This window comes from Curtobacterium sp. VKM Ac-2852, from assembly GCF_013205045.1.
GTDB lineage: Bacteria > Actinomycetota > Actinomycetes > Actinomycetales > Microbacteriaceae > Curtobacterium > Curtobacterium flaccumfaciens.
Genome location: NZ_JABMLI010000002.1, coordinates 679,785 through 699,099, shown reverse-complemented (window position 1 = coordinate 699,099; position 19,315 = coordinate 679,785). Strand labels below are relative to the sequence as shown.

Sequence of the window (19,315 nt, the reverse complement as noted above, 5' to 3'; positions counted from 1 at the left end):
CTCCGCCGGTGCGGTTAGACTTGTGCGGCGCAATCCGCGCCACTCAATCAATCGCCACGGCGGTGCACCACGGGGGCCGAGTCCCCGCACGCCATGGCCCGACTCATGTCCGTTCGGAGCAATCTCTACATGACAACCACTACGACCAAGGCTCCTAAGCAGGTCGCCATCAACGACATCGGTTCGGCTGATGACTTCCTGGCCGAGGTCGAGAAGACCCTGAAGTTCTTCAACGACGGTGATCTCATCTCCGGCACCGTCGTGAAGATCGACCGCGACGAGGTCCTCCTCGACGTCGGTTACAAGACCGAGGGCGTCATCCCCTCGCGCGAGCTCTCGATCAAGCACGACGTCGACCCCAACGAGGTCGTCGAGGTCGGCGACGAGGTCGAGGCCCTGGTTCTCCAGAAGGAGGACAAGGAAGGCCGCCTCATCCTGTCGAAGAAGCGTGCGCAGTACGAGCGTGCGTGGGGCGACGTCGAGAAGATCAAGGAGTCCGACGGCGTCGTGACCGGGACGGTCATCGAGGTCGTCAAGGGCGGTCTCATCGTCGACATCGGCCTCCGTGGCTTCCTCCCCGCCTCGCTCATCGAGCTCCGTCGTGTCCGCGACCTCACGCCGTACCTCGGCCAGGAGATCGAGGCCAAGATCCTCGAGCTCGACAAGAACCGCAACAACGTGGTCCTGTCGCGCCGTGCGCTCCTCGAGCAGACGCAGTCCGAGTCCCGGACGACGTTCCTCAACAACCTCCACAAGGGCCAGGTCCGCAAGGGCATCGTGTCCTCGATCGTCAACTTCGGTGCGTTCGTGGACCTCGGCGGCGTCGACGGTCTCGTCCACGTCTCCGAGCTCAGCTGGAAGCACATCGAGCACGCCAGCGAGGTCGTCGAGGTCGGTCAGGAAGTCACCGTCGAGATCCTCGAGGTTGACCTGGACCGCGAGCGCGTGTCGCTCTCGCTCAAGGCGACGCAGGAGGACCCGTGGCAGGTCTTCGCCCGCACCCACGCGATCGGTCAGATCGCACCGGGCAAGGTCACGAAGCTCGTCCCGTTCGGTGCCTTCGTCCGCGTTGCCGACGGCATCGAGGGTCTCGTGCACATCTCGGAGCTCTCGAACAAGCACGTCGAGCTCGCCGAGCAGGTCGTGTCGGTCAACGACGAGGTCTTCGTCAAGATCATCGACATCGACCTCGACCGTCGCCGCATCTCGCTCAGCCTCAAGCAGGCGAACGAGGGCGTGGACCCGGAGAGCGACGAGTTCGACCCGGCGCTCTACGGCATGCCGACCGAGTACGACGACAAGGGTGACTACAAGTACCCCGAGGGCTTCGACCCGGAGACCAACGAGTGGCTCGAGGGCTACGACACGCAGCGCACCGAGTGGGAGGGCCAGTACGCGGCCGCCCAGGCGCGTTGGGAAGCCCACAAGGCGCAGGTCGCGAAGACCATCGCCGACGAGGCGCAGGGTGGCTTCGACCTCCCGGCCACGGCTTCCTCGTCGTCGTCGACCTCGTCGTTCGCCGGCGAGACGGGTGGCGCAAGCCCCCTGGCCGACGACGCGTCGCTCGCTGCACTCCGCGAGAAGCTCAGCTCGACCAACAACTGATCGAGCGGTTCGTCCCGACCGGAAGCCCGGCACCCCTGACAGGGTGCCGGGCTTCCGGCGTTTCCGGGCATCGGGGTCGTTACCCTGTTGCCGTGCACATCATCGGACTCACGGGCGGCATCGCCGCGGGCAAGTCGACCGTCTCCCGGCGCTGGACCGAGCACGGGGCCGTCGTGGTCGACGCCGACCGACTCGCGCGGGACGCCGTGGCACCGGGCAGCCCGGGCCTGGCGCAGGTCGCCGAGCGGTTCGGACCGTCGGTGATCGCCGCCGACGGTTCCCTCGACCGGCCGGCGCTCGGGTCGATCGTGTTCGCGGACCCCGCGGCGCGGAAGGACCTCGAAGCCATCACGCACCCCGAGGTCTGGCGGCTCGCGCAGCAGGCGTTCGACGCCGCCGAGGCCGCCGACCCCGACGCCGTGGTGGTCTACGACGTGCCGTTGCTCGCCGAGGCCCGCGGCTCGCGCCCGCTCCGGTTCGACGCGGTCGTGGTGGTCGACGCCCCCGCGGCGCAGCGCATCGAACGGCTCGTCGAGCACCGCGGGATGGCCCGTGACGAGGCCGAGCGTCGCGTCGCCGCCCAGGCGAGCGATGCCGACCGTCTCGCCCTCGCCGACCACGTCGTCGACGCCACCGGGACGCTCGAGGAGACGATCCGCTCCGCTGACGAGGTGTGGGCGCGGATCACGGCATGAGTCACCGTCTGCTGCTGGTCCTCGCCGCGATCGTCCTCGTGGCGATCGGGGCCGGTTCGCTCGTCGCCGCGAACGTCCTCGGTGCCCAGCGTGTGGCGGACAACGGCCGGGTCGCGGTGCACGAGCGGCCGTCGGGTGACGAACACGGGCCTGACGGCGAGTTCCACCGGTTCCGGCTCGGCACGGTGAACGGTGAGCGGCTCACCCCGAACCGCGACGACTTCGCCGCGCGCACGTCGGCCGACGGTCCGCTCCTGTTGTTCCTGCCCGCGACCCGGGCCCGTCCGGCCGAGTACCAGCGGTTCCTCGGGGCCGCGCTGGCCGACGGCTACCACGTGCTCGGCCTCGACTACTGGAACCTCGGTCGCACGCTGTCCGGCACGTGCGAGGCGGACGCGCGCTGCTACGGCATGGTCCAGCGGAACCGCTTCGACGGCACCCGGCCGTCGGAGTTCAGCGCTGTCAGTCCGGCCGGGTCCATCGTCTCGCGCTTCCGCGACGCCGTCGCCTACCTCGACGACCACGACCCCGACGGCGGCTGGGGGCGGTTCGTCCAGGGCGACGACCGCATCGTCTGGAACGACGTCGTCGTGGCCGGACACTCGCAGGGCGGCGGAGAGGCGGCGTACATCGCGCACATCCGCAGTGTCCACGGCGCGCTGATGTTCTCCTCGCCCGTCGAGTCCCGCGGGCCGTCGCACGCAGCGTGGATGGACCGCCCTGGCCGGACACCGGTCGACCGGATGTACGCCATCGACGACGTCCGTGACACGTTCGGCCCCCGCATCACCGGCTCGTGGGACGTCCTCGGGCTGAGTGGCGTGTCCGGGCCGTTCGAGACGGACACCACCCCGCCCCTCGCCGGCGCGGACCCGCACGCGATCCTCACCGACCTCGGCGGCGACGGCAAGGCGCACTCCCTGATCATCAAGGACTCGACACCGCTCACCCGTGACGGCGTTCCGCGGATGCTCCCGCTCTGGCAGTGGATGCTGCACCGGTTCTCCACAGATCCCGCTGTTCCCTCCGACCGCTCATAGGGTCGCGCAATAGCCTTCTTGCGTGCAGCCCGTTCGCGATGAACCCGACCTGCGCTCGCTCATCCGGGCCCGTGCGGCCGACGGGGGCGAGCGCCACTTCCTCGAGGACGCTCGCTCCGAGCGCGTCCTGACGTACCGTGCGCTGGACGACGCGGTCACCGCCTGGTCGCGGACCTTCGACGCGATCGGCATCGTCCCGTCGGGTGCCGTCCTGGTCGACGTGGGCGACCCGCTCGCGTTCGCGGTCGTGCACCTGAGCGCTGTCGCCGCAGGTCTCCGGGCGATCCCCGTCGACACCGGCCAGCCGGCCACCGAGCCCGGCCGTCTCGCCGACCTGATCGGCGGCGCGTCCATCGTCGTGTCCGATCGCGCGGTGGACGCGACCGTCCCCGGGGCGCCGGCCAGCGGGATCGACCCCGCCACGTTCCTCCCGACCGCCGTCCGTGACGGCGACCTGCCCGCGGACAGCCCGCACGCGCCGGGTCAGGGGTCCGTCGTCCTGTTCACCTCGGGGTCGACCGGTACGCCGAAGGGCGTCGAGCTGCCCGAGACGCAGCTGCTGTTCGTCGCACGGGCAGTCGCGCGGCACAACCGGCTCGTGCCGGACGACCGCGGGTTCAACTCGCTGCCGCTGTTCCACGTCAACGCCGAGGTGGTCGGGCTGCTCGCGACGCTCGTCGCCGGCGCGACCCTGGTGCTCGACCGGCGCTTCCGTCGCACCGGGTTCTGGGACCTGCTCGCCGAACGACGGATCACCTGGCTGAACGCCGTCCCGGCCGTCCTGGCCGTCCTGGCGAAGACCGGGCCGCTCGAGTTCCCGTCGGGCTTGCGTTTCGTGCGCAGCGCGTCGGCGCCGCTGCCCGATCCTGTGCGCGCCGCCCTCGGCGACGTGCCGCTCGTCGTGAGCTGGGGCATGACCGAGGGTGCCTCGCAGATCACGGCGACCCCGCTGGACGAACCGGCCCGGCCGGGTACGGTCGGGGTACCGGTCGGGTCCGAGGTGCAGGTCCGCGGCGAGGACGGCTCGCTCCTGGCCGCCGACGAGATCGGCGCCCTGTGGGTGCGTGGTCCGGGGATCGTCCGCGGGTACCTCGAGGGCCGTGCGTCCGAGCGGTTCGACGCCGACGGCTGGCTCCACACCGGTGACGTCGGCTCCGTGAGCGCCGACGGCTGGGTGTCCCTGGCCGGACGCTCCGACGACGTCATCAACCGCGGTGGCGAGAAGGTCTACCCGTCCGAGGTCGAGGACGTCCTGCTCGGCGATCCACGTGTGCTCGAGGCGGTCGTCGTCGGCCGCCCCGACGACGTGCTCGGTGCGGTCCCCATCGCCTACGTGATCCCGCAGCCCGACGAACCCGTCGACCACGCAGCCCTCGTGGCCGATCTCGTGGCCCGGGCCGAGGCACACCTGACGCGGTTCCGCCGACCGGTCGAGGTCATCGTCGTGCCCGACCTGCCGCGTGCACCCACCGGCAAGGTGCAGCGCGCGAAGGTCCGGACCATGGCCCGACCCTCGTGAACCGACCAGCACGCGTGTCCTCGGCGTCGACCGCCGCTGAGCCGGGGGTGCAGACGCCGACGCGCACGGCCGAGGGCAAGCCCCGGCACCTGTACGAGGTCGACGTGCTCCGCATCCTCACGTTCGCGTGCGTGATCGGGGTGCACACCACGAGCCACACCGCCGGCGCCGACGACGTCGGGCTGAACGCGCTGCTCGCCCTGCTGCACTTCACCCGGCTGGTCTTCTTCTCGCTGACCGCGTTCGTGCTCGTGTACAGCTACACGTTGCGGCCGCGGCCGATGGCGCAGTTCTGGCCGAAGCGGTTCCTGCTCGTGGGCGTGCCGTACCTGGCGTGGTCGTTCGTGTACGTCGCGGCGGCGTGGCTGCTGAGCCCGACCCGCCGTGGCGACGTCCCGGACCTGGTGCGCACCGCGGCCGAGGGCATCGTCACCGGCACCTCGTGGTACCACCTGTACTTCCTGCTCGTGACGATGCAGGTGTACCTGCTCCTGCCGGTGATCGTCTGGCTGGTGCGCCGGACCCGCGGGCACCACGTCACCGTGCTGGTCGTGGCGTTCCTGGTCCAGCTGGTGGTGTTCGCCGGGTACAAGTACTTCCCGGCGAGCGACGCGTGGATGCAGGGGTACCAGAAGCAGTTCTTCTTCTCGTACGTCTTCTTCATCGTCTCGGGGGCGATCGCCGCCGACCACGCGGACGCGTTCCTGCGGTTCATCCGGGTCCACCGGCGTTCGGTGCTGTGGGCCTTCGCCGGCGTCGGTGGGCTCACCCTCGGCGTGTGGGCGCTGCAGGTCGGCCTCGGGCAGTCCCTCTACGCCGCGGGGACACCGCTGCAGCCGATCCAGGTGGTCTGGAGCACCGCGGTGTTCGTCGGGTTCCTGGCGATCGGCGCCGCCTGGGCGGACCGCCGGCGACCCGGCAGCCGCACCGCCCGGTTCGTCGACTACGCGTCCGATCGCTCGTTCGGCATCTTCCTGAGCCACCCGTTCGTCATCTGGATCCTGCTCTACGGCGACAGCTGGCTCGAGGCGGTCGTGCCACGGCCGTGGCTCACCCTCGTCACCTACGTGCTCGTGCTGGTGCTGTCAGTCGCGGTGACCGAGCTGTTCCGGCGGACGCCGCTCAGCGTGCCGCTGACCGGCCGGCCGTCGTTGTCCTCGAGGGCGTCGAGAGCGGCGCGGGCGCGTCGTTCCGCGGCCGCGACGGTGCCCCCGCGGTCCCCGGAACCGGTGGAGCCGGACGACGCCCTCGTCGGCGAGACCGACGACGTCGGGCGGCGCGCCGCGCGCTGAGCGCCCGCTCGCAGCTCTCGTGCGAGGTTCCGTCCGTGGTGCGATGGTGACGCCGTCCCACGGAATCCGGAACCTCGCACCAGCCGTGCGGGGCGGTGGACGCGGGGCGGGCGGCCTGGAGGCACGTGGCGGACCCGACCCGCGCCTCCCGGCCGTCGCGTGCGGACCACCAGGGCTGGCGCACGTTCCGCGCGTCGCCCGTCAGGCCGGGCGCTGCTCGGCCTTCGGGGTGCCGATCTCGAGCACGCCGTCGGTGGAGGTCAGCCGCTGCGGCTTCATGAACCAGGCGACGACGGCCGCGGCTCCGAGCAGGACGCAGGAGAGCGCGAAGGGCACCTGCCACCCCGAGGCGTCGATGAGCAGGCCGAACACGATGGGCGAGACCACACCGGCGATGCCGAACCCGGTGTTCATGAAGCCCGAGGCCGTGCCGGACCACTGCGGCGCGACGTCCATCGGGATCGCCCAGAGGTTGGCGTTGCAGAGTTCGAGGAAGAAGAACGAGAGGGCCAGCGAGATCGTCGCGACGAGCAGGCCCTGCCCGATCACGAGCGGGATGAGGCAGAGGAGTGAGCCGCCGAGCCCGATCACCAGGATGGTCCGGCGGGCGTTCCGGGTGTTCCCGCCGCGGTGGATGATGCGGTCGCTGAGCATCCCACCGACCGTGTCCCCGACGACACCGGCCAGCAGGATGAGGGTGGTGAACAGCGCGAAGTCGCCGATCTCCAGGCCGTAGGTGGAGCTGAGGAACGTCGGGAGCCACGTGAGGAACACCCACAGCGTCCAGCCGTACCCGAAGTCGACGAAGGTGACCGGCAGGATCTGCTTCGCCATCTGCCGCCACGGCACCGGGGGACGGGTCGCACGGGTCTCGACCGGCGGGAGCTCGGCGAGCTCGACCTGCGTGATGCCCTTCGCGGACTCGGGCTTGTCGCGGAACCAGACGAACCAGACGACAGCCCACGCCAGGGACAGCACCGCGGTGGCGAAGAACGCCCAGCGCCAGCTGCCCGTCGCGCCGATCACCCAGGCGACGATGAGCGGCGCCAGGGCGTTGCCGAGCCGTGCCGCCGAGTGGACCACGCCCTGGGCGAAGCCGTTCCGGTCGCGGGGGATCCACCGGCTCATCGCCTGCGTGGCGGTCGGGAACGCGGCGGCCTCGCTCAGCCCGAGCAGGGCCCGTGCTGCGAAGAGGGTCCAGAAGCCGACCGCGAACCCGGTCCAGAGCGTCGCGACGCCCCAGATCACCGTGATGACGAAGAGCGCCCTGCGCGGGCCGAACTTCTCGCTGATCGTGCCGCCGAACACCTGCAGCAGGGCGTACGGCAACGAGAACGCGGAGACGATGAGGCCGGCGGTCGCCTCGTTGAACCCGAACTCCTCGGTGATGTGCGGCAGCGCGGTCGAGATGTTCGTCCGGTCGATGTACGAGATCGCGTACATGCAGCAGAGCAGGACGAGCACGCGCCCGCGGATGCGTCCGCGGAACGGGGTGCCCTTGATCGGTGCGGCCGGGGTCGCCGTGGTCATGAGGCCTCTTCGGGGGAGTGGGAAGGAGTCGGGTGACGGAACGGATCGGACGGTATGCCCGGCCACCATCAGTCGCCTTGGAGCCTGCTTGCAGCGGACAATACGCCGAGGGCGAGCAGGGGGCCTCGGTGTCAGGGGTGCCGACTACCGTTGTCCCCATGGGTGTTGCGATCGAACCGACCCGAGCGGTGCGTCCGTTCGAGGTCATCAGCGAGTACTCGCCGAGTGGCGACCAGCCCGCGGCCATCGCGGAACTCGCCGGGCGGATCAACGCCGGTGAGACCGACGTCGTGCTGCTGGGTGCGACCGGTACCGGCAAGTCGGCGACGACCGCGTGGCTCATCGAGCAGGTGCAGCGGCCGACGCTCGTGCTCGCGCACAACAAGACCCTCGCGGCGCAGCTCGCCAACGAGTTCCGCAGCCTGATGCCGAACAACGCGGTCGAGTACTTCGTCTCGTACTACGACTACTACCAGCCCGAGGCGTACGTCCCGCAGACGGACACCTTCATCGAGAAGGACTCCTCGGTCAACGCCGAGGTCGAACGGCTCCGGCACTCCACGACGAACTCGCTGCTCAGCCGGCGCGACACCGTGGTGGTGTCCACCGTTTCCTGCATCTACGGTCTCGGCACCCCCGAGCAGTACATGAACGCGTCGGTCGCGCTCCACGTCGGCCAGACGATCTCGCGCGACCAGCTCGTCCGCAAGTTCGTCGCCATGCAGTACCAGCGCAACGACGTCGACTTCGCCCGGGGCACGTTCCGCGTGCGCGGCGACACCATCGAGATCATCCCGATGTACGAAGAGCACGCGATCCGCATCGAGATGTTCGGCGACGAGATCGAAGCGCTCTCGTCGCTGCACCCCCTCACCGGCAACGTCATCGACGACCTGCCCGCCGTGTCGATCTTCCCGGCCTCGCACTACGTCGCGGACACCGACGTGATGCACCGGGCGATCGCCTCCATCAAGGAAGAACTCGCGGAACGGCTCGCCGAACTCGAGGGCCAGGGCAAGCTGCTCGAGGCCCAGCGCCTCCGGATGCGCACCACGTTCGACATCGAGATGATGGAGCAGATCGGGTTCTGCTCGGGCATCGAGAACTACTCGCGGCACATGGACGGCCGTGGTCCGGGCGAAGCACCGCACTGCCTGATCGACTACTTCCCCGACGACTTCCTCATCGTCATCGACGAGTCGCACGTCACCGTGCCGCAGATCGGCGCGATGTACGAGGGCGACGCCTCGCGCAAGCGCACCCTCGTCGAGCACGGGTTCCGCCTGCCGAGTGCGATGGACAACCGCCCGCTGAAGTGGGAGGAGTTCCTCGAGCGCGTCGGGCAGAAGGTCTACCTGTCGGCCACCCCCGGGCGCTACGAGCTCGGTGTCACCGACAGCGTGGTCGAGCAGATCATCCGCCCGACCGGCCTGATCGACCCCGAGATCGTGGTCAAGCCGAGCGACGGCCAGATCGACGACCTGCTCGAGGAGATCAAGCAGCGGGTCGAGAAGGACGAGCGCGTCCTCGTCACCACGCTGACCAAGCGCATGGCCGAGGAACTCACCGACTTCCTCGGGAACGCGGGCGTGCGCGTCCGGTACCTCCACTCCGACGTCGACACCCTCAAGCGCGTCGAGCTGCTGACCGAGCTGCGGCAGGGTGTCTACGACGTGCTCGTCGGCATCAACCTGCTGCGCGAGGGCCTCGACCTGCCCGAGGTGTCGCTCGTGGCGATCCTCGACGCCGACAAGGAAGGCTTCCTCCGCTCGTCGACGTCGCTCATCCAGACGATCGGTCGCGCTGCCCGCAACGTGTCGGGCCAGGTGCTCATGTACGCCGACAAGATGACCGACTCGATGAAGACCGCGATCGAGGAGACGGATCGCCGTCGTGAGAAGCAGGTCGCCTACAACCTGGAGCGGGGCATCGACCCCCAGCCGCTGCGCAAGAAGATCGCCGACATCACCGAGGTCCTGCAGCGGGAGAACGACGACACGAAGGCGCTCCTGCAGGGTCGCCCCGGCTCCGACGGTCGTCGGTCGCCCACGCCGAACCTCAAGCGCGGCGGCATCGCGGGCGAGGGCGCGACGCAGCTCGGTGCCACCATCGCCGACCTGAACGACCAGATGCTGCAGGCGGCGGCCGAGCTGAAGTTCGAGCTCGCGGCGCGACTGCGCGACGAGGTGCAGGACCTGAAGAAGGCCCTGCGCCAGATGGAGTCGGCCGGGCATGTCAGCTGACGGCGCCCGCACGGTCGTCGTGACCGGTGCGAGTGCCGGGCTCGGCTACCACGCCGCCGAGCAGCTCGCCGCGGCGGGACACCGTGTGGTGCTGGCCACGCGCGACCGCCGCCGGGCGGAGGCCGCCGAGCGCAGCATCCGGCGGCACGTCGACGGAGCCTCGCTCGCCCACGTCCACCTCGACCTCGCCGACCTCGACTCGGTCGACGCGGCCGCCCACGAACTCGCCGCGCTGGAACCCGACGGCGTCGACGCGGTCGTGAACAACGCCGGGGTCGTCGGGGCGTCCACGCGGGGGAGCACGGCCCAGGGCACCGAACTGCAGATCGGCACGAACCACCTCGGACACTTCGCGTGGACCGCGCTGGTCCTGCCCCTGCTCGAACGACGAGCCGGCAGGGTCGTGCACCTCGGGTCCATCGCCCACCGGTTCGCACAGCTCGACGAGACCGATCCACTCGGGGTCGGTCGGTACTCGAGCCACCGCCAGTACGCCAGGAGCAAGCTCGCGGTGATGCTGTTCGGCTTCGAGCTCGCCGAACGACTGGCGGACTCGGGGTCGTCCGTGTCGAGCGTCGTCGCGCACCCCGGCCTGTCGCTCGACCGACTGTCCCCGGCCCGCCCGGACGTCAGCCCGACACGACCCGAACCCGAGTGGATCCGTCCGGCGCAGCGCCTCGTCGCCCAGGGCAAGGACATCGGCGCCCAGCCGCTCGTGCACGCTGCCGTCGGTGCGGACGTGCGCTCGGGGGAGTACCGGGGCCCGGCAGGCTGGATGCAGCTCCGTGGCCCGGCCGCGGTGGTCGCGGCCGAACCACGAGCGCACGACCGGACGATCGCAGCGCAGCTCTGGGCAGCGAGCGAGCGTGCATCCGGTGTCGCGTTCGCTCTCGACGCACTCGTCTGACCCTCCATCCCGGCCGAATGTCGGTGCCGCTTCGTAGAATCGACGACGATGACCATCACCTCTGACCCCGGTACCTCGACGTCGGGCCGGAACGCCTTCGGCGAGCCCGCTGACCTCCACCTCCCCGGCGGGACCGCACCGCACAGCACCTCCACGCTCAGCGTGCGCGGCGCGCGCGTGCACAACCTGCGTGACGTCGACCTCGAGATCCCGCGCGACTCGCTCGTCGTGTTCACCGGCCTGTCCGGCTCGGGCAAGTCCTCGCTGGCGTTCGACACGATCTTCGCCGAGGGGCAGCGCCGGTACGTCGAGTCGCTGTCCGCCTACGCGCGCCAGTTCCTCGGCCAGGTCGACCGCCCAGACGTCGACTTCATCGAGGGGCTCTCGCCGGCGGTGTCGATCGACCAGAAGTCGACGAACCGCAACCCGCGGTCGACGGTCGGCACGATCACCGAGGTCTACGACTACATGCGTCTGCTCTGGGCGCGCATCGGAGTCCCGCACTGCCCGACGTGTGGCGAGGTGATCAGCAAGCAGACCGTGCAGCAGATCGCCGACCAGCTCATGCAGTTCGAGACCGGCACCCGCTTCCAGGTCCTCGCACCCGTCATCTCGAAGAAGAAGGGCGAGTTCGTCGACCTCTTCCAGGAGCTCGCGGCGTCCGGCTACGCCCGCGCGATCGTGGACGGGGAGCGCATCCAGCTCAGCGACCCGCCCAAGCTCAAGAAGCAGGTCAAGCACGACATCTCGGTCATCGTCGACCGCCTGGTGGCGAGCGACGACATCCTCGGTCGTCTCACCGACTCGCTCGAGACCGCCCTGCGCCTGACCGACGGCACCGTCGGCATCGACCTGGTGGACCACGAGGGGCCCGGAGCGGTCCGGAACTACTCCGAGAACCTCTCGTGCCCGAACAACCACCCGCTCGCGCTCACCGAGATCGAGCCGCGCACGTTCTCGTTCAACGCGCCGTTCGGTGCCTGCCCCGAGTGCTCCGGCCTCGGCACGCGCATGTCGGTCGACCCCGACCTGGTGCTCGGCGACCCCGAGGCCTCGTTGCGTGACGGCGTCCTGCTTCCCTGGACCGGGACGAGCGGGCTGTACTCCTACTTCGAGAAGCTCCTCGGCGGCCTCGGCAAGGAGCTCGGCTTCTCGCTCGACACCCCCTGGAACCAGCTCGACCCCGCGGTGCAGGCGTCGATCCTGACCGGCAAGGACTTCCAGGTGTCCGTCTCCTGGCGCAACCGGTTCGGCCGCGAGATGCGGTACACGAGCGGGTTCGAGGGCGTCATGCCCTACATCGAGCGCAAGTTCGCCGAGGCCGAGTCGGACTCGCAGCGGCAGCGCTTCCAGGGCTACCTGCGCGAGGTCCCGTGCCCGGTGTGCGAGGGAACCCGTCTCAAGCCCGAGGTGCTCGCGGTGACGGTCAACGACCGCAGCATCGCGGACGTCACCGACATGTCGCTCGACAACGCGTACTCGTTCATGGACGAGCTGACGCTGACCGACCGCGAAGCGCACATCGCCGCCGCGGTCCTCCGCGAGATCCGCGCACGCCTCGAGTTCCTGCTCGAGGTCGGCCTGAACTACCTCACGCTCGCACGTGGTGCCGGTGGTCTGTCCGGCGGCGAGGCGCAGCGCATCCGACTCGCGACGCAGATCGGTTCCGGGCTGACCGGTGTGCTCTACGTGCTCGACGAGCCCAGCATCGGCCTGCACCAGCGCGACAACCGTCGACTCATCGACACCCTGGTCAAGCTCAAGGACCTCGGCAACACGCTCATCGTCGTCGAGCACGACGAGGACACGATCCGCACGGCCGACTGGGTCGTCGACATCGGCCCGGGCGCCGGTGTGAACGGCGGCAACGTCGTGCACTCCGGCTCGTACGAGGGCATCATCGAGAACCGTGAGTCGATCACCGGTGACTACCTCGCCGGCCGACGCGCGATCGAGGTGCCGGCCGAGCGCCGCAAGGTCAACCTGAAGCGCGCCATCACCGTGCAGGGCGCCCGCGCGAACAACCTCAAGTCGATCGACGCGGACTTCCCCCTCGGCGTGTTCACCGCGGTCACGGGCGTCAGCGGGTCGGGCAAGTCGACGCTGGTGAACGACATCCTGTACAAGGTGCTCGCCAACCAGCTCAACGGCGCACGGCACATCGCGGGCAAGCACACCCGGGTGAAGGGCCTCGACCAGCTCGACAAGGTCGTGCACGTCGACCAGGCACCGATCGGCCGCACGCCACGGTCGAACCCCGCGACCTACACGGGCGTGTTCGACCGCATCCGTCAGCTGTTCGCCGAGACGCAGGAGGCCAAGACCCGTGGCTACCAGCCCGGCCGCTTCAGCTTCAACGTCAAGGGCGGCCGCTGCGAGAACTGCGCGGGCGACGGCACGATCAAGATCGAGATGAACTTCCTGCCCGACGTCTACGTCGCGTGCGAGGTCTGCGGTGGTGCGCGCTACAACCGCGAGACGCTCCAGGTGCACTACAAGGGCAAGAACATCTCCGAGGTCCTCGACATGCCGATCAGCGAAGCGGCCGAGTTCTTCGAGCCGATCTCGGCGATCCACCGGTACATGGCGACCCTCGTCGACGTGGGCCTCGGCTACGTGCGCCTGGGCCAGAGCGCGACCACGCTCTCCGGCGGCGAGGCGCAGCGCGTCAAGCTCGCCACCGAGCTGCAGCGTCGCTCGAACGGCCGCACGGTCTACGTGCTCGACGAGCCGACCACCGGTCTGCACTTCGAGGACGTCCGCAAGCTGCTCCTCGTGCTGCAGAGCCTGGTCGACAAGGGCAACACCGTCATCACGATCGAGCACAACCTCGACGTCATCAAGTCCGCCGACTGGCTGATCGACATGGGTCCCGAGGGCGGCTCCGGCGGCGGGACGGTCCTGGCGACGGGCACCCCGGAACACGTGGCGACCGTGCCGGAGAGCCACACCGGTGTCTTCCTGCGCGAGATCTTCGACGCCCAGGACGCCCGGGTCGGCAAGCAGCAGGCGGTCGGCGCACGCCAGGCCACCCAGAAGCAGCAGGGCGGCAGCCAGCAAGGCGACAAGCAGCAGGGCACGACCAAGAAGGCGAGCAAGCAGAAGGCGGGTGCTCGCTAGGTGGCGGACACCGTCCCGTGGCGTCCGAAGGCGGGGGAGATCCCGACCGACCCGGGCGTCTACCGCTGGCGTGACGAAGCCGGTCGGGTGCTCTACGTCGGCAAGGCGAAGAACCTCCGCGCCCGGCTGAGCAACTACTTCGCGCCGCTGCCGACGCTGCACGAGCGCACGCGGCGCATGGTCCTGACGGCGCGCAGTGTCGAGTGGACGACGGTCGGCTCCGAGATCGAGGCGCTCCAGCTGGAGTACACCTGGATCAAGGAGTTCGACCCGCCGTTCAACGTCAAGTTCCGCGACGACAAGTCGTACCCGTACATGGCGGTCACCCTGGGTGACGAGGCACCGCGGGTGATGGTCACGCGCAACCGCAAGATCAAGGGCGCGAAGTACTTCGGTCCGTACCCGAAGATCTGGGCGGTGCACGACACCATCGACCTGATGATCAAGGTCTTCCCGATCCGCACGTGCTCGGACTCGTCGTACAAGAAGGCGATGCAGACGGGCCGGCCGTGCTTCCCGGGGCAGATCGGCAAGTGCGGGGGCCCCTGCTCGCAGAAGGTCACCATCGAGGAGCACCGTGCCCTCGTCGAGGAGTTCGTGCGCTTCATGAACTCGTACGACCGTCGGGTCATCACCGAGCTCCGGCAGCGCATGGGGGCCTCGGCCGACGCGATGCAGTACGAGCAGGCCGCGAAGTACCGCGACCAGGTCGAGGCGCTCGAAGCCGTGCTCGAGAAGTCCGCCGTGGTGCTCCGCGACTCGGTCGACCTCGACCTGTTCGGCATCGCGGAGGACGAGCTCGCCGCGGCCGTGCAGCTGTTCTCCGTCCGTGGTGGCCGCATCCGCGGTGTCCGCGGCTGGGTGGTCGACAAGGAGCTCGACATCGCCACGGGCGACCTCGTCGAGCAGATCGTGCAGGGCGTCTACGTCACCGACGAGCCCCCGCGCGAGGTCGTCGTCCCCGAACTGCCGGAGGACGCGGACGCGCTCCAGGAGTGGCTCAGCAAGCGCCGGAACGGGCGCGGCACGAAGCTCAGCACCGCACAGCGCGGCGATCGTGCCGGTCTCGCGCGGACGGCCGCGCAGAACGCCGGGCAGGCGCTCATGCTCTACAAGACCAAGCGTTCGGCCGACTACACCACCCGGGCCGCGGCACTGGCCGACATCCAGGACGCCCTCGGCATGACCGAGGCGCCGCTCCGCATGGAGTGCTACGACATCTCGCACCTGCAGGGGACGAACGTCGTCGCGTCGATGGTGGTGTTCGAGGACGGTCTGCCGCGCAAGGACCAGTACCGCCGGTACTCGATCGCCGAGACCACCGACGACACCGACAGCATGTACCAGGTGCTCTCACGGCGCCTGGCGCGGCTGGACGAGGACGCCGAGCTGCCGGACGTCCCGGACGTCACGACCGACGAGGTCGTCGAGGGGTCGAAGCCGACGAAACGGTTCGCGTACCGTCCGCAGCTGCTCATCGTCGACGGCGGCCAGCCCCAGGTGCAGGCCGCGAAGCGCGCGATGGACGAAGCCGGCGTGCACGACATCGCCCTGGTCGGCATCGCCAAGCGGCTCGAGGAGCTCTGGCTGCCCGACGACGACTTCCCGGTCATCCTGCCCCGCAACTCCGAGGCGCTCTTCCTCATCCAGCGCATCCGCGACGAGGCGCACCGGTTCGCGATCACCCACCAGCGCAGCAAGCGGAAGCGGGACGTCCGGTCGCGGTTGTCCGAGATCCCCGGTCTCGGCCCGAGCCGCGTCAACGCCCTGCTGAAGCACTTCGGTTCGGTCGCCCGGCTGCGCGAGGCCACGGCCGAGGACATCGGCGAGGTGAACGGGATCGGCCCGGCGACCGCTGCCGCCGTGGTCTCGAAGCTGGCCCAGACGCCGACGAGCGCACCGGCCACGAGCGCGTCGAGCGCCCCCGAACCGGACGCCGACGCGATCGCGGACACCGGAACCGTCACCGATCCCGGAGGCCCGGTGCGGGTCCCCGAGGTGACCGACGACGGTCCGCAGCGACCGTCGTGACGAACCCCGCGCCTCCCGGCCGTCACCGGGCGGTAGCCTGGTCCGGCAGCCGAGACCTCCCCGGGCGACGCGCCCGGGCCGCCACGACGGAGCCCACTCCCAGATGACCGACAGCGCCACCGCGACCACCCACGCGTCGCAGCACGACATCCTCATCGTCACCGGCATGTCCGGTGCCGGGCGGTCCACCGTCGGCAAGGCCCTCGAAGACCTGGGCTGGTACGTCGTCGACAACCTGCCCACGCAGATGCTGGCCCCGCTGACCGAGCTGGCCGACCGCGCGGGGGAGAAGATCCCGAAGATCGCCACGGTGGTCGACGTCCGTGGCGGGCGGTTCTTCACCGACCCCGAGCACGCGGTCGAGCAGGTGCGCTCGAGCACGTCCGCGCGGGTCCGGGTGCTGTTCCTCGAGGCCACCGACGCCGTGCTGGTCCGGCGCTTCGAGCAGGTCCGTCGACCCCACCCGCTCCAGGGCGAGGACACCCTGCTCGACGGCATCGCCCGCGAACGGGCGCGTCTCGCCGGCCTCCGCGAGGCGTCCGACGTGGTGATCGACACCTCCGACCTCAACATCCACCAGCTCGCGAACACCGTGATCGAGCACTTCGCCGACGAGCACTTCGTGGGTGTCCAGGTCACGCTGATGAGCTTCGGGTTCAAGTACGGACTGCCGGCCGACGCCGACATGGTGGCCGACGTGCGGTTCCTCCCGAACCCCTACTGGGTGCCGGAACTGCGGCCCCACACCGGGCTGGACCAGCCGGTCTCGGACTACGTCCTGGCCCAGGCCGGAGCCCGTCCGTTCGTCGATCGCTACGCCTCCGTCCTCGAGCCGGTGTTCGAGGGGTACCAGCGCGAGAACAAAAGACACGCTACGATCGCCATCGGCTGTACCGGCGGGAAGCACCGCTCGGTCGCCATCGTCGCCGAGTTGGCGAACCTCCTCCGCGGGATGCCAGGCGTCGCCGTGCGTGTGAAGAACCGAGATCTCGGCCGGGAGTGACCGTCCCTCCGGCCGCTCCCACGCCCGTGCCGCCGGATCTGCGGGAACCACTGAACGAACGTTAGGAATGATGCTGTGCCGTTGACTGCCGAGGTCAAGGACGAACTGGCCAGGGTCGCCGTGAACCGCAACACGGTCCGCGCCGCCGAACTGGCCACGATCCTCCGGTTCGCAGGTGGTCTGCACGTCATCTCGGGCCGCATCGCGGTCGAGGTCGAGCTCGACACCCGGATCATCGTGCACCGGGTCCGCAAGGACCTCGCCGAGCTCTACGGCGTGCGCAGCGAGGCGTCGGTGGGGTCGTCCGCGTCCGCCCGCCGTGGCACCCGCTACCTGGTGCGCGTGCTCGAGGCGGGGGAGACCCTCGCCCGCCAGACCGGCCTGATGGACGCCCGTCGCCGCCCCGTCCGCGGGCTGCCGAACCGCCTCACCACGGGCAACCGTGAGGACCTCGCCGCCATCTGGCGCGGTGCCTTCCTGGCCTCCGGCACCCTGACCGACCCGGGTCGGGCCGCAGCGCTCGAGGTCACCTGCCCCGGCAACGAGGCCGCGATGGCCCTCGTCGGTGCCGCGTCGCGTCTCGGGGTCGCCGCCAAGGGCCGCGAGGTCCGCGGGGTGCACCGCGTCGTCATCCGCGACGGCGAGGCCATCGGTCAGATGCTGACCGTCATGGGTGCCGCGCGCACCACCGCCGACTGGGAGGAGATGCGCCAGCGTCGCGAGGTCCGCGCGACCGCGAACCGCCTGGTCAACTTCGACGACGCGAACCTCCGCCGTTCCGCGCAGGCCGCCGTGGCCGCCTGCGCCCGGGTCGAGCGTGCGCTCGAGATCCTCGGCGACGAGGTCCCCGACCACCTGCAGTACGCCGGCACCCTGCGGCTGCAGCACCGCGACGCCTCGCTCGACGAGCTCGGCCAGCACGCTGACCCGCCCATGACCAAGGACGCCATCGCCGGCCGCATCCGTCGCCTGCTGGCGATGGCCGACAAGCGGGCCTCCGACCTCGGCATCCCGGGCACCGAAGCGAGCGTTCCCGAGGAGCTCGAAGGGGCCTGAGAGCGGTCTGTCGACCCTGCGGACGGGAGGCGCGGTGCCAGCTGGCACCGCGCCTCCCGTCCGTTTCCCGGCCCGTTCTCGGACCCGTTCCCGGCCTGGTCGGCGACCGTCCGGACGGACCGTCATCCCGCTCGGGTACGCAGTGTCCGACTGCTAGGGTCGTTACGGCGACGTTACGGGGCGTATCGTCCACCACACGCGGGCCCGCCAGGGTGCGCGACTCCCGAAAGCAGCGCCCCCTGGGCGCTCCACACTCACCAGGAGATCCATTGACCGTCAAGATCGGTATCAACGGCTTCGGCCGCATCGGCCGTAACTTCTTCCGGGCCGCCCTCGCGAAGGGCTCCGACCTCGAGATCGTGGCGGTGAACGACCTCACCGACAACGCGTCGCTCGCCAACCTGCTGAAGTTCGACTCCATCACGGGCAAGCTCCCCGCGACCGTCGAGCTCGACGGCGACAACATCGTCGTCGACGGCAAGGCCATCAAGGTCCTCGCCGAGCGCGACCCCGCCAACCTCCCCTGGGGCGAGCTGGGCGTCGACATCGTCATCGAGTCGACCGGTTTCTTCACCAAGGCCGCCGATGCGCAGAAGCACATCGACGCCGGTGCCAAGAAGGTCATCATCTCCGCTCCGGCCTCGGGTGACGACGTCACCATCGTGCTCGGCGTGAACGAGGGTCAGTACGACCCCGCGAACCACCACATCATCTCGAACGCGTCCTGCACCACGAACAGCCTCGCGCCGCTCGCCAAGGTGTTCCACGACAAGTTCGGCATCGAGCGTGGCCTCATGACGACGGTGCACGCCTACACCGCCGACCAGAACCTGCAGGACGGCCCGCACAAGGACCCCCGTCGTGCCCGTGCCGCCGCGCTCAACATCGTGCCCACCTCGACCGGTGCTGCGAAGGCCATCGGCCTCGTGCTCCCCGAGCTCGCCGGCAAGCTGGACGGCTTCGCGCTGCGCGTCCCGGTCCCCACCGGGTCGATCACCGACCTCACCCTCGAGACCAAGTCCGAGGTCACCGTCGACGAGATCAACGCCGCCTACAAGGAGGCCGCAGAGGGCCCCCTCAAGGGCATCCTGCTCTACAGCGAGGACCCGCTGGTGTCGACCGACATCACCACGGACCCGCACTCCTCGATCTACGACTCCGGCCTGACCAAGGTCATCGGCGGCCTCGTGAAGATCACCTCGTGGTACGACAACGAGTGGGGCTACTCGAACCGCCTCGTCGACCTCACCGAGTACGTCGGCGAGCGTCTGTAA

The 19,315-nt window shown here is 69.8% G+C and carries 13 protein-coding genes; 12 read left to right on the top strand and 1 reads right to left on the bottom strand.

Features of this window, described 5'->3' with window-relative positions:
* Positions 1-129 precede the first annotated feature (129 nt).
* The 5 genes from rpsA to HQQ79_RS09725 all read left to right on the top strand — a co-directional run bounded on the left by rpsA (position 130) and on the right by HQQ79_RS09725 (position 6,151).
* Positions 130-1,605 (top strand): 30S ribosomal protein S1, encoded by a 1,476-nt coding sequence (gene rpsA, locus HQQ79_RS09745; protein ID WP_027465699.1) that lies wholly within the window; start codon positions 130-132, stop codon positions 1,603-1,605.
* A gap of 92 nt (positions 1,606-1,697) precedes the next feature.
* Positions 1,698-2,300: a dephospho-CoA kinase gene (gene coaE / locus HQQ79_RS09740; RefSeq protein WP_173033950.1), complete on the top strand. Its 603-nt coding sequence runs from the start codon at positions 1,698-1,700 to the stop codon at positions 2,298-2,300.
* On the top strand, positions 2,297-3,340 hold the full coding sequence (locus HQQ79_RS09735) for a hypothetical protein (RefSeq protein WP_071244742.1): 1,044 nt from the start codon (positions 2,297-2,299) through the stop codon (positions 3,338-3,340). The genes coaE and HQQ79_RS09735 overlap by 4 nt, the downstream gene beginning before the upstream one ends.
* A gap of 22 nt (positions 3,341-3,362) precedes the next feature.
* Entirely contained in the window at positions 3,363-4,859 is a 1,497-nt protein-coding gene (locus tag HQQ79_RS09730) for an AMP-binding protein (RefSeq protein ID WP_173033948.1), read from the top strand.
* Positions 4,856-6,151 (top strand): acyltransferase, encoded by a 1,296-nt coding sequence (locus HQQ79_RS09725; RefSeq protein WP_173033946.1) that lies wholly within the window; start codon positions 4,856-4,858, stop codon positions 6,149-6,151. Before HQQ79_RS09730 ends, HQQ79_RS09725 begins: the two co-directional genes overlap by 4 nt.
* Positions 6,152-6,352: 201 nt before the next feature.
* Here HQQ79_RS09725 and HQQ79_RS09720 read toward each other — a convergent pair whose 3' ends face one another.
* Positions 6,353-7,681: an MFS transporter gene (locus HQQ79_RS09720; RefSeq protein WP_071244739.1), complete on the bottom strand. Its 1,329-nt coding sequence runs from the start codon at positions 7,679-7,681 to the stop codon at positions 6,353-6,355.
* A gap of 170 nt (positions 7,682-7,851) precedes the next feature.
* On the opposite strand from HQQ79_RS09720, the gene uvrB reads away from it, so the two are divergent.
* From uvrB to gap, 7 genes are all read left to right on the top strand, one after another.
* A complete protein-coding gene (uvrB, locus tag HQQ79_RS09715) occupies positions 7,852-9,924 on the top strand; it encodes an excinuclease ABC subunit UvrB (RefSeq protein ID WP_027465695.1) in 2,073 nt (690 codons plus the stop codon).
* The gene (locus tag HQQ79_RS09710; protein WP_173033942.1) at positions 9,914-10,831 is read left to right on the top strand and encodes an SDR family NAD(P)-dependent oxidoreductase; all 918 of its coding nucleotides are present in this window, start codon (positions 9,914-9,916) and stop codon (positions 10,829-10,831) included. The genes uvrB and HQQ79_RS09710 overlap by 11 nt, the downstream gene beginning before the upstream one ends.
* A 48-nt stretch (positions 10,832-10,879) precedes the next feature.
* Positions 10,880-13,951: an excinuclease ABC subunit UvrA gene (gene uvrA / locus HQQ79_RS09705; protein ID WP_173033940.1), complete on the top strand. Its 3,072-nt coding sequence runs from the start codon at positions 10,880-10,882 to the stop codon at positions 13,949-13,951.
* Positions 13,952-15,982: an excinuclease ABC subunit UvrC gene (uvrC, locus tag HQQ79_RS09700; RefSeq protein WP_173033938.1), complete on the top strand. Its 2,031-nt coding sequence runs from the start codon at positions 13,952-13,954 to the stop codon at positions 15,980-15,982.
* A 103-nt stretch (positions 15,983-16,085) separates the two neighbouring features.
* Positions 16,086-16,985, top strand: a complete 900-nt coding sequence (rapZ, locus tag HQQ79_RS09695; RefSeq protein WP_027465691.1) for an RNase adapter RapZ — start codon at positions 16,086-16,088, stop codon at positions 16,983-16,985.
* 75 nt (positions 16,986-17,060) lie between these two features.
* Positions 17,061-18,041 (top strand): DNA-binding protein WhiA, encoded by a 981-nt coding sequence (gene whiA / locus HQQ79_RS09690; RefSeq protein ID WP_027465690.1) that lies wholly within the window; start codon positions 17,061-17,063, stop codon positions 18,039-18,041.
* Between the two features lie 269 nt (positions 18,042-18,310).
* Complete coding sequence (gap, locus tag HQQ79_RS09685) at positions 18,311-19,315, top strand: type I glyceraldehyde-3-phosphate dehydrogenase (protein ID WP_027465689.1); 1,005 nt, start codon at positions 18,311-18,313, stop codon at positions 19,313-19,315.

Bases quoted from the DNA above. Each gene is read 5' to 3' on its own strand.
- HQQ79_RS09735 (WP_071244742.1), top strand. From the start codon at position 2,297: ATGAGTCACCGTCTGCTGCTGGTCCTCGCCGCGATCGTCCTCGTGGCG.
- HQQ79_RS09720 (WP_071244739.1), bottom strand. From the start codon at position 7,681: ATGACCACGGCGACCCCGGCCGCACCGATCAAGGGCACCCCGTTCCGC.
- HQQ79_RS09710 (WP_173033942.1), top strand. From the start codon at position 9,914: ATGTCAGCTGACGGCGCCCGCACGGTCGTCGTGACCGGTGCGAGTGCC.
- rapZ (WP_027465691.1), top strand. From the start codon at position 16,086: ATGACCGACAGCGCCACCGCGACCACCCACGCGTCGCAGCACGACATC.
- rpsA (WP_027465699.1), top strand. From the start codon at position 130: ATGACAACCACTACGACCAAGGCTCCTAAGCAGGTCGCCATCAACGAC.
- uvrA (WP_173033940.1), top strand. From the start codon at position 10,880: ATGACCATCACCTCTGACCCCGGTACCTCGACGTCGGGCCGGAACGCC.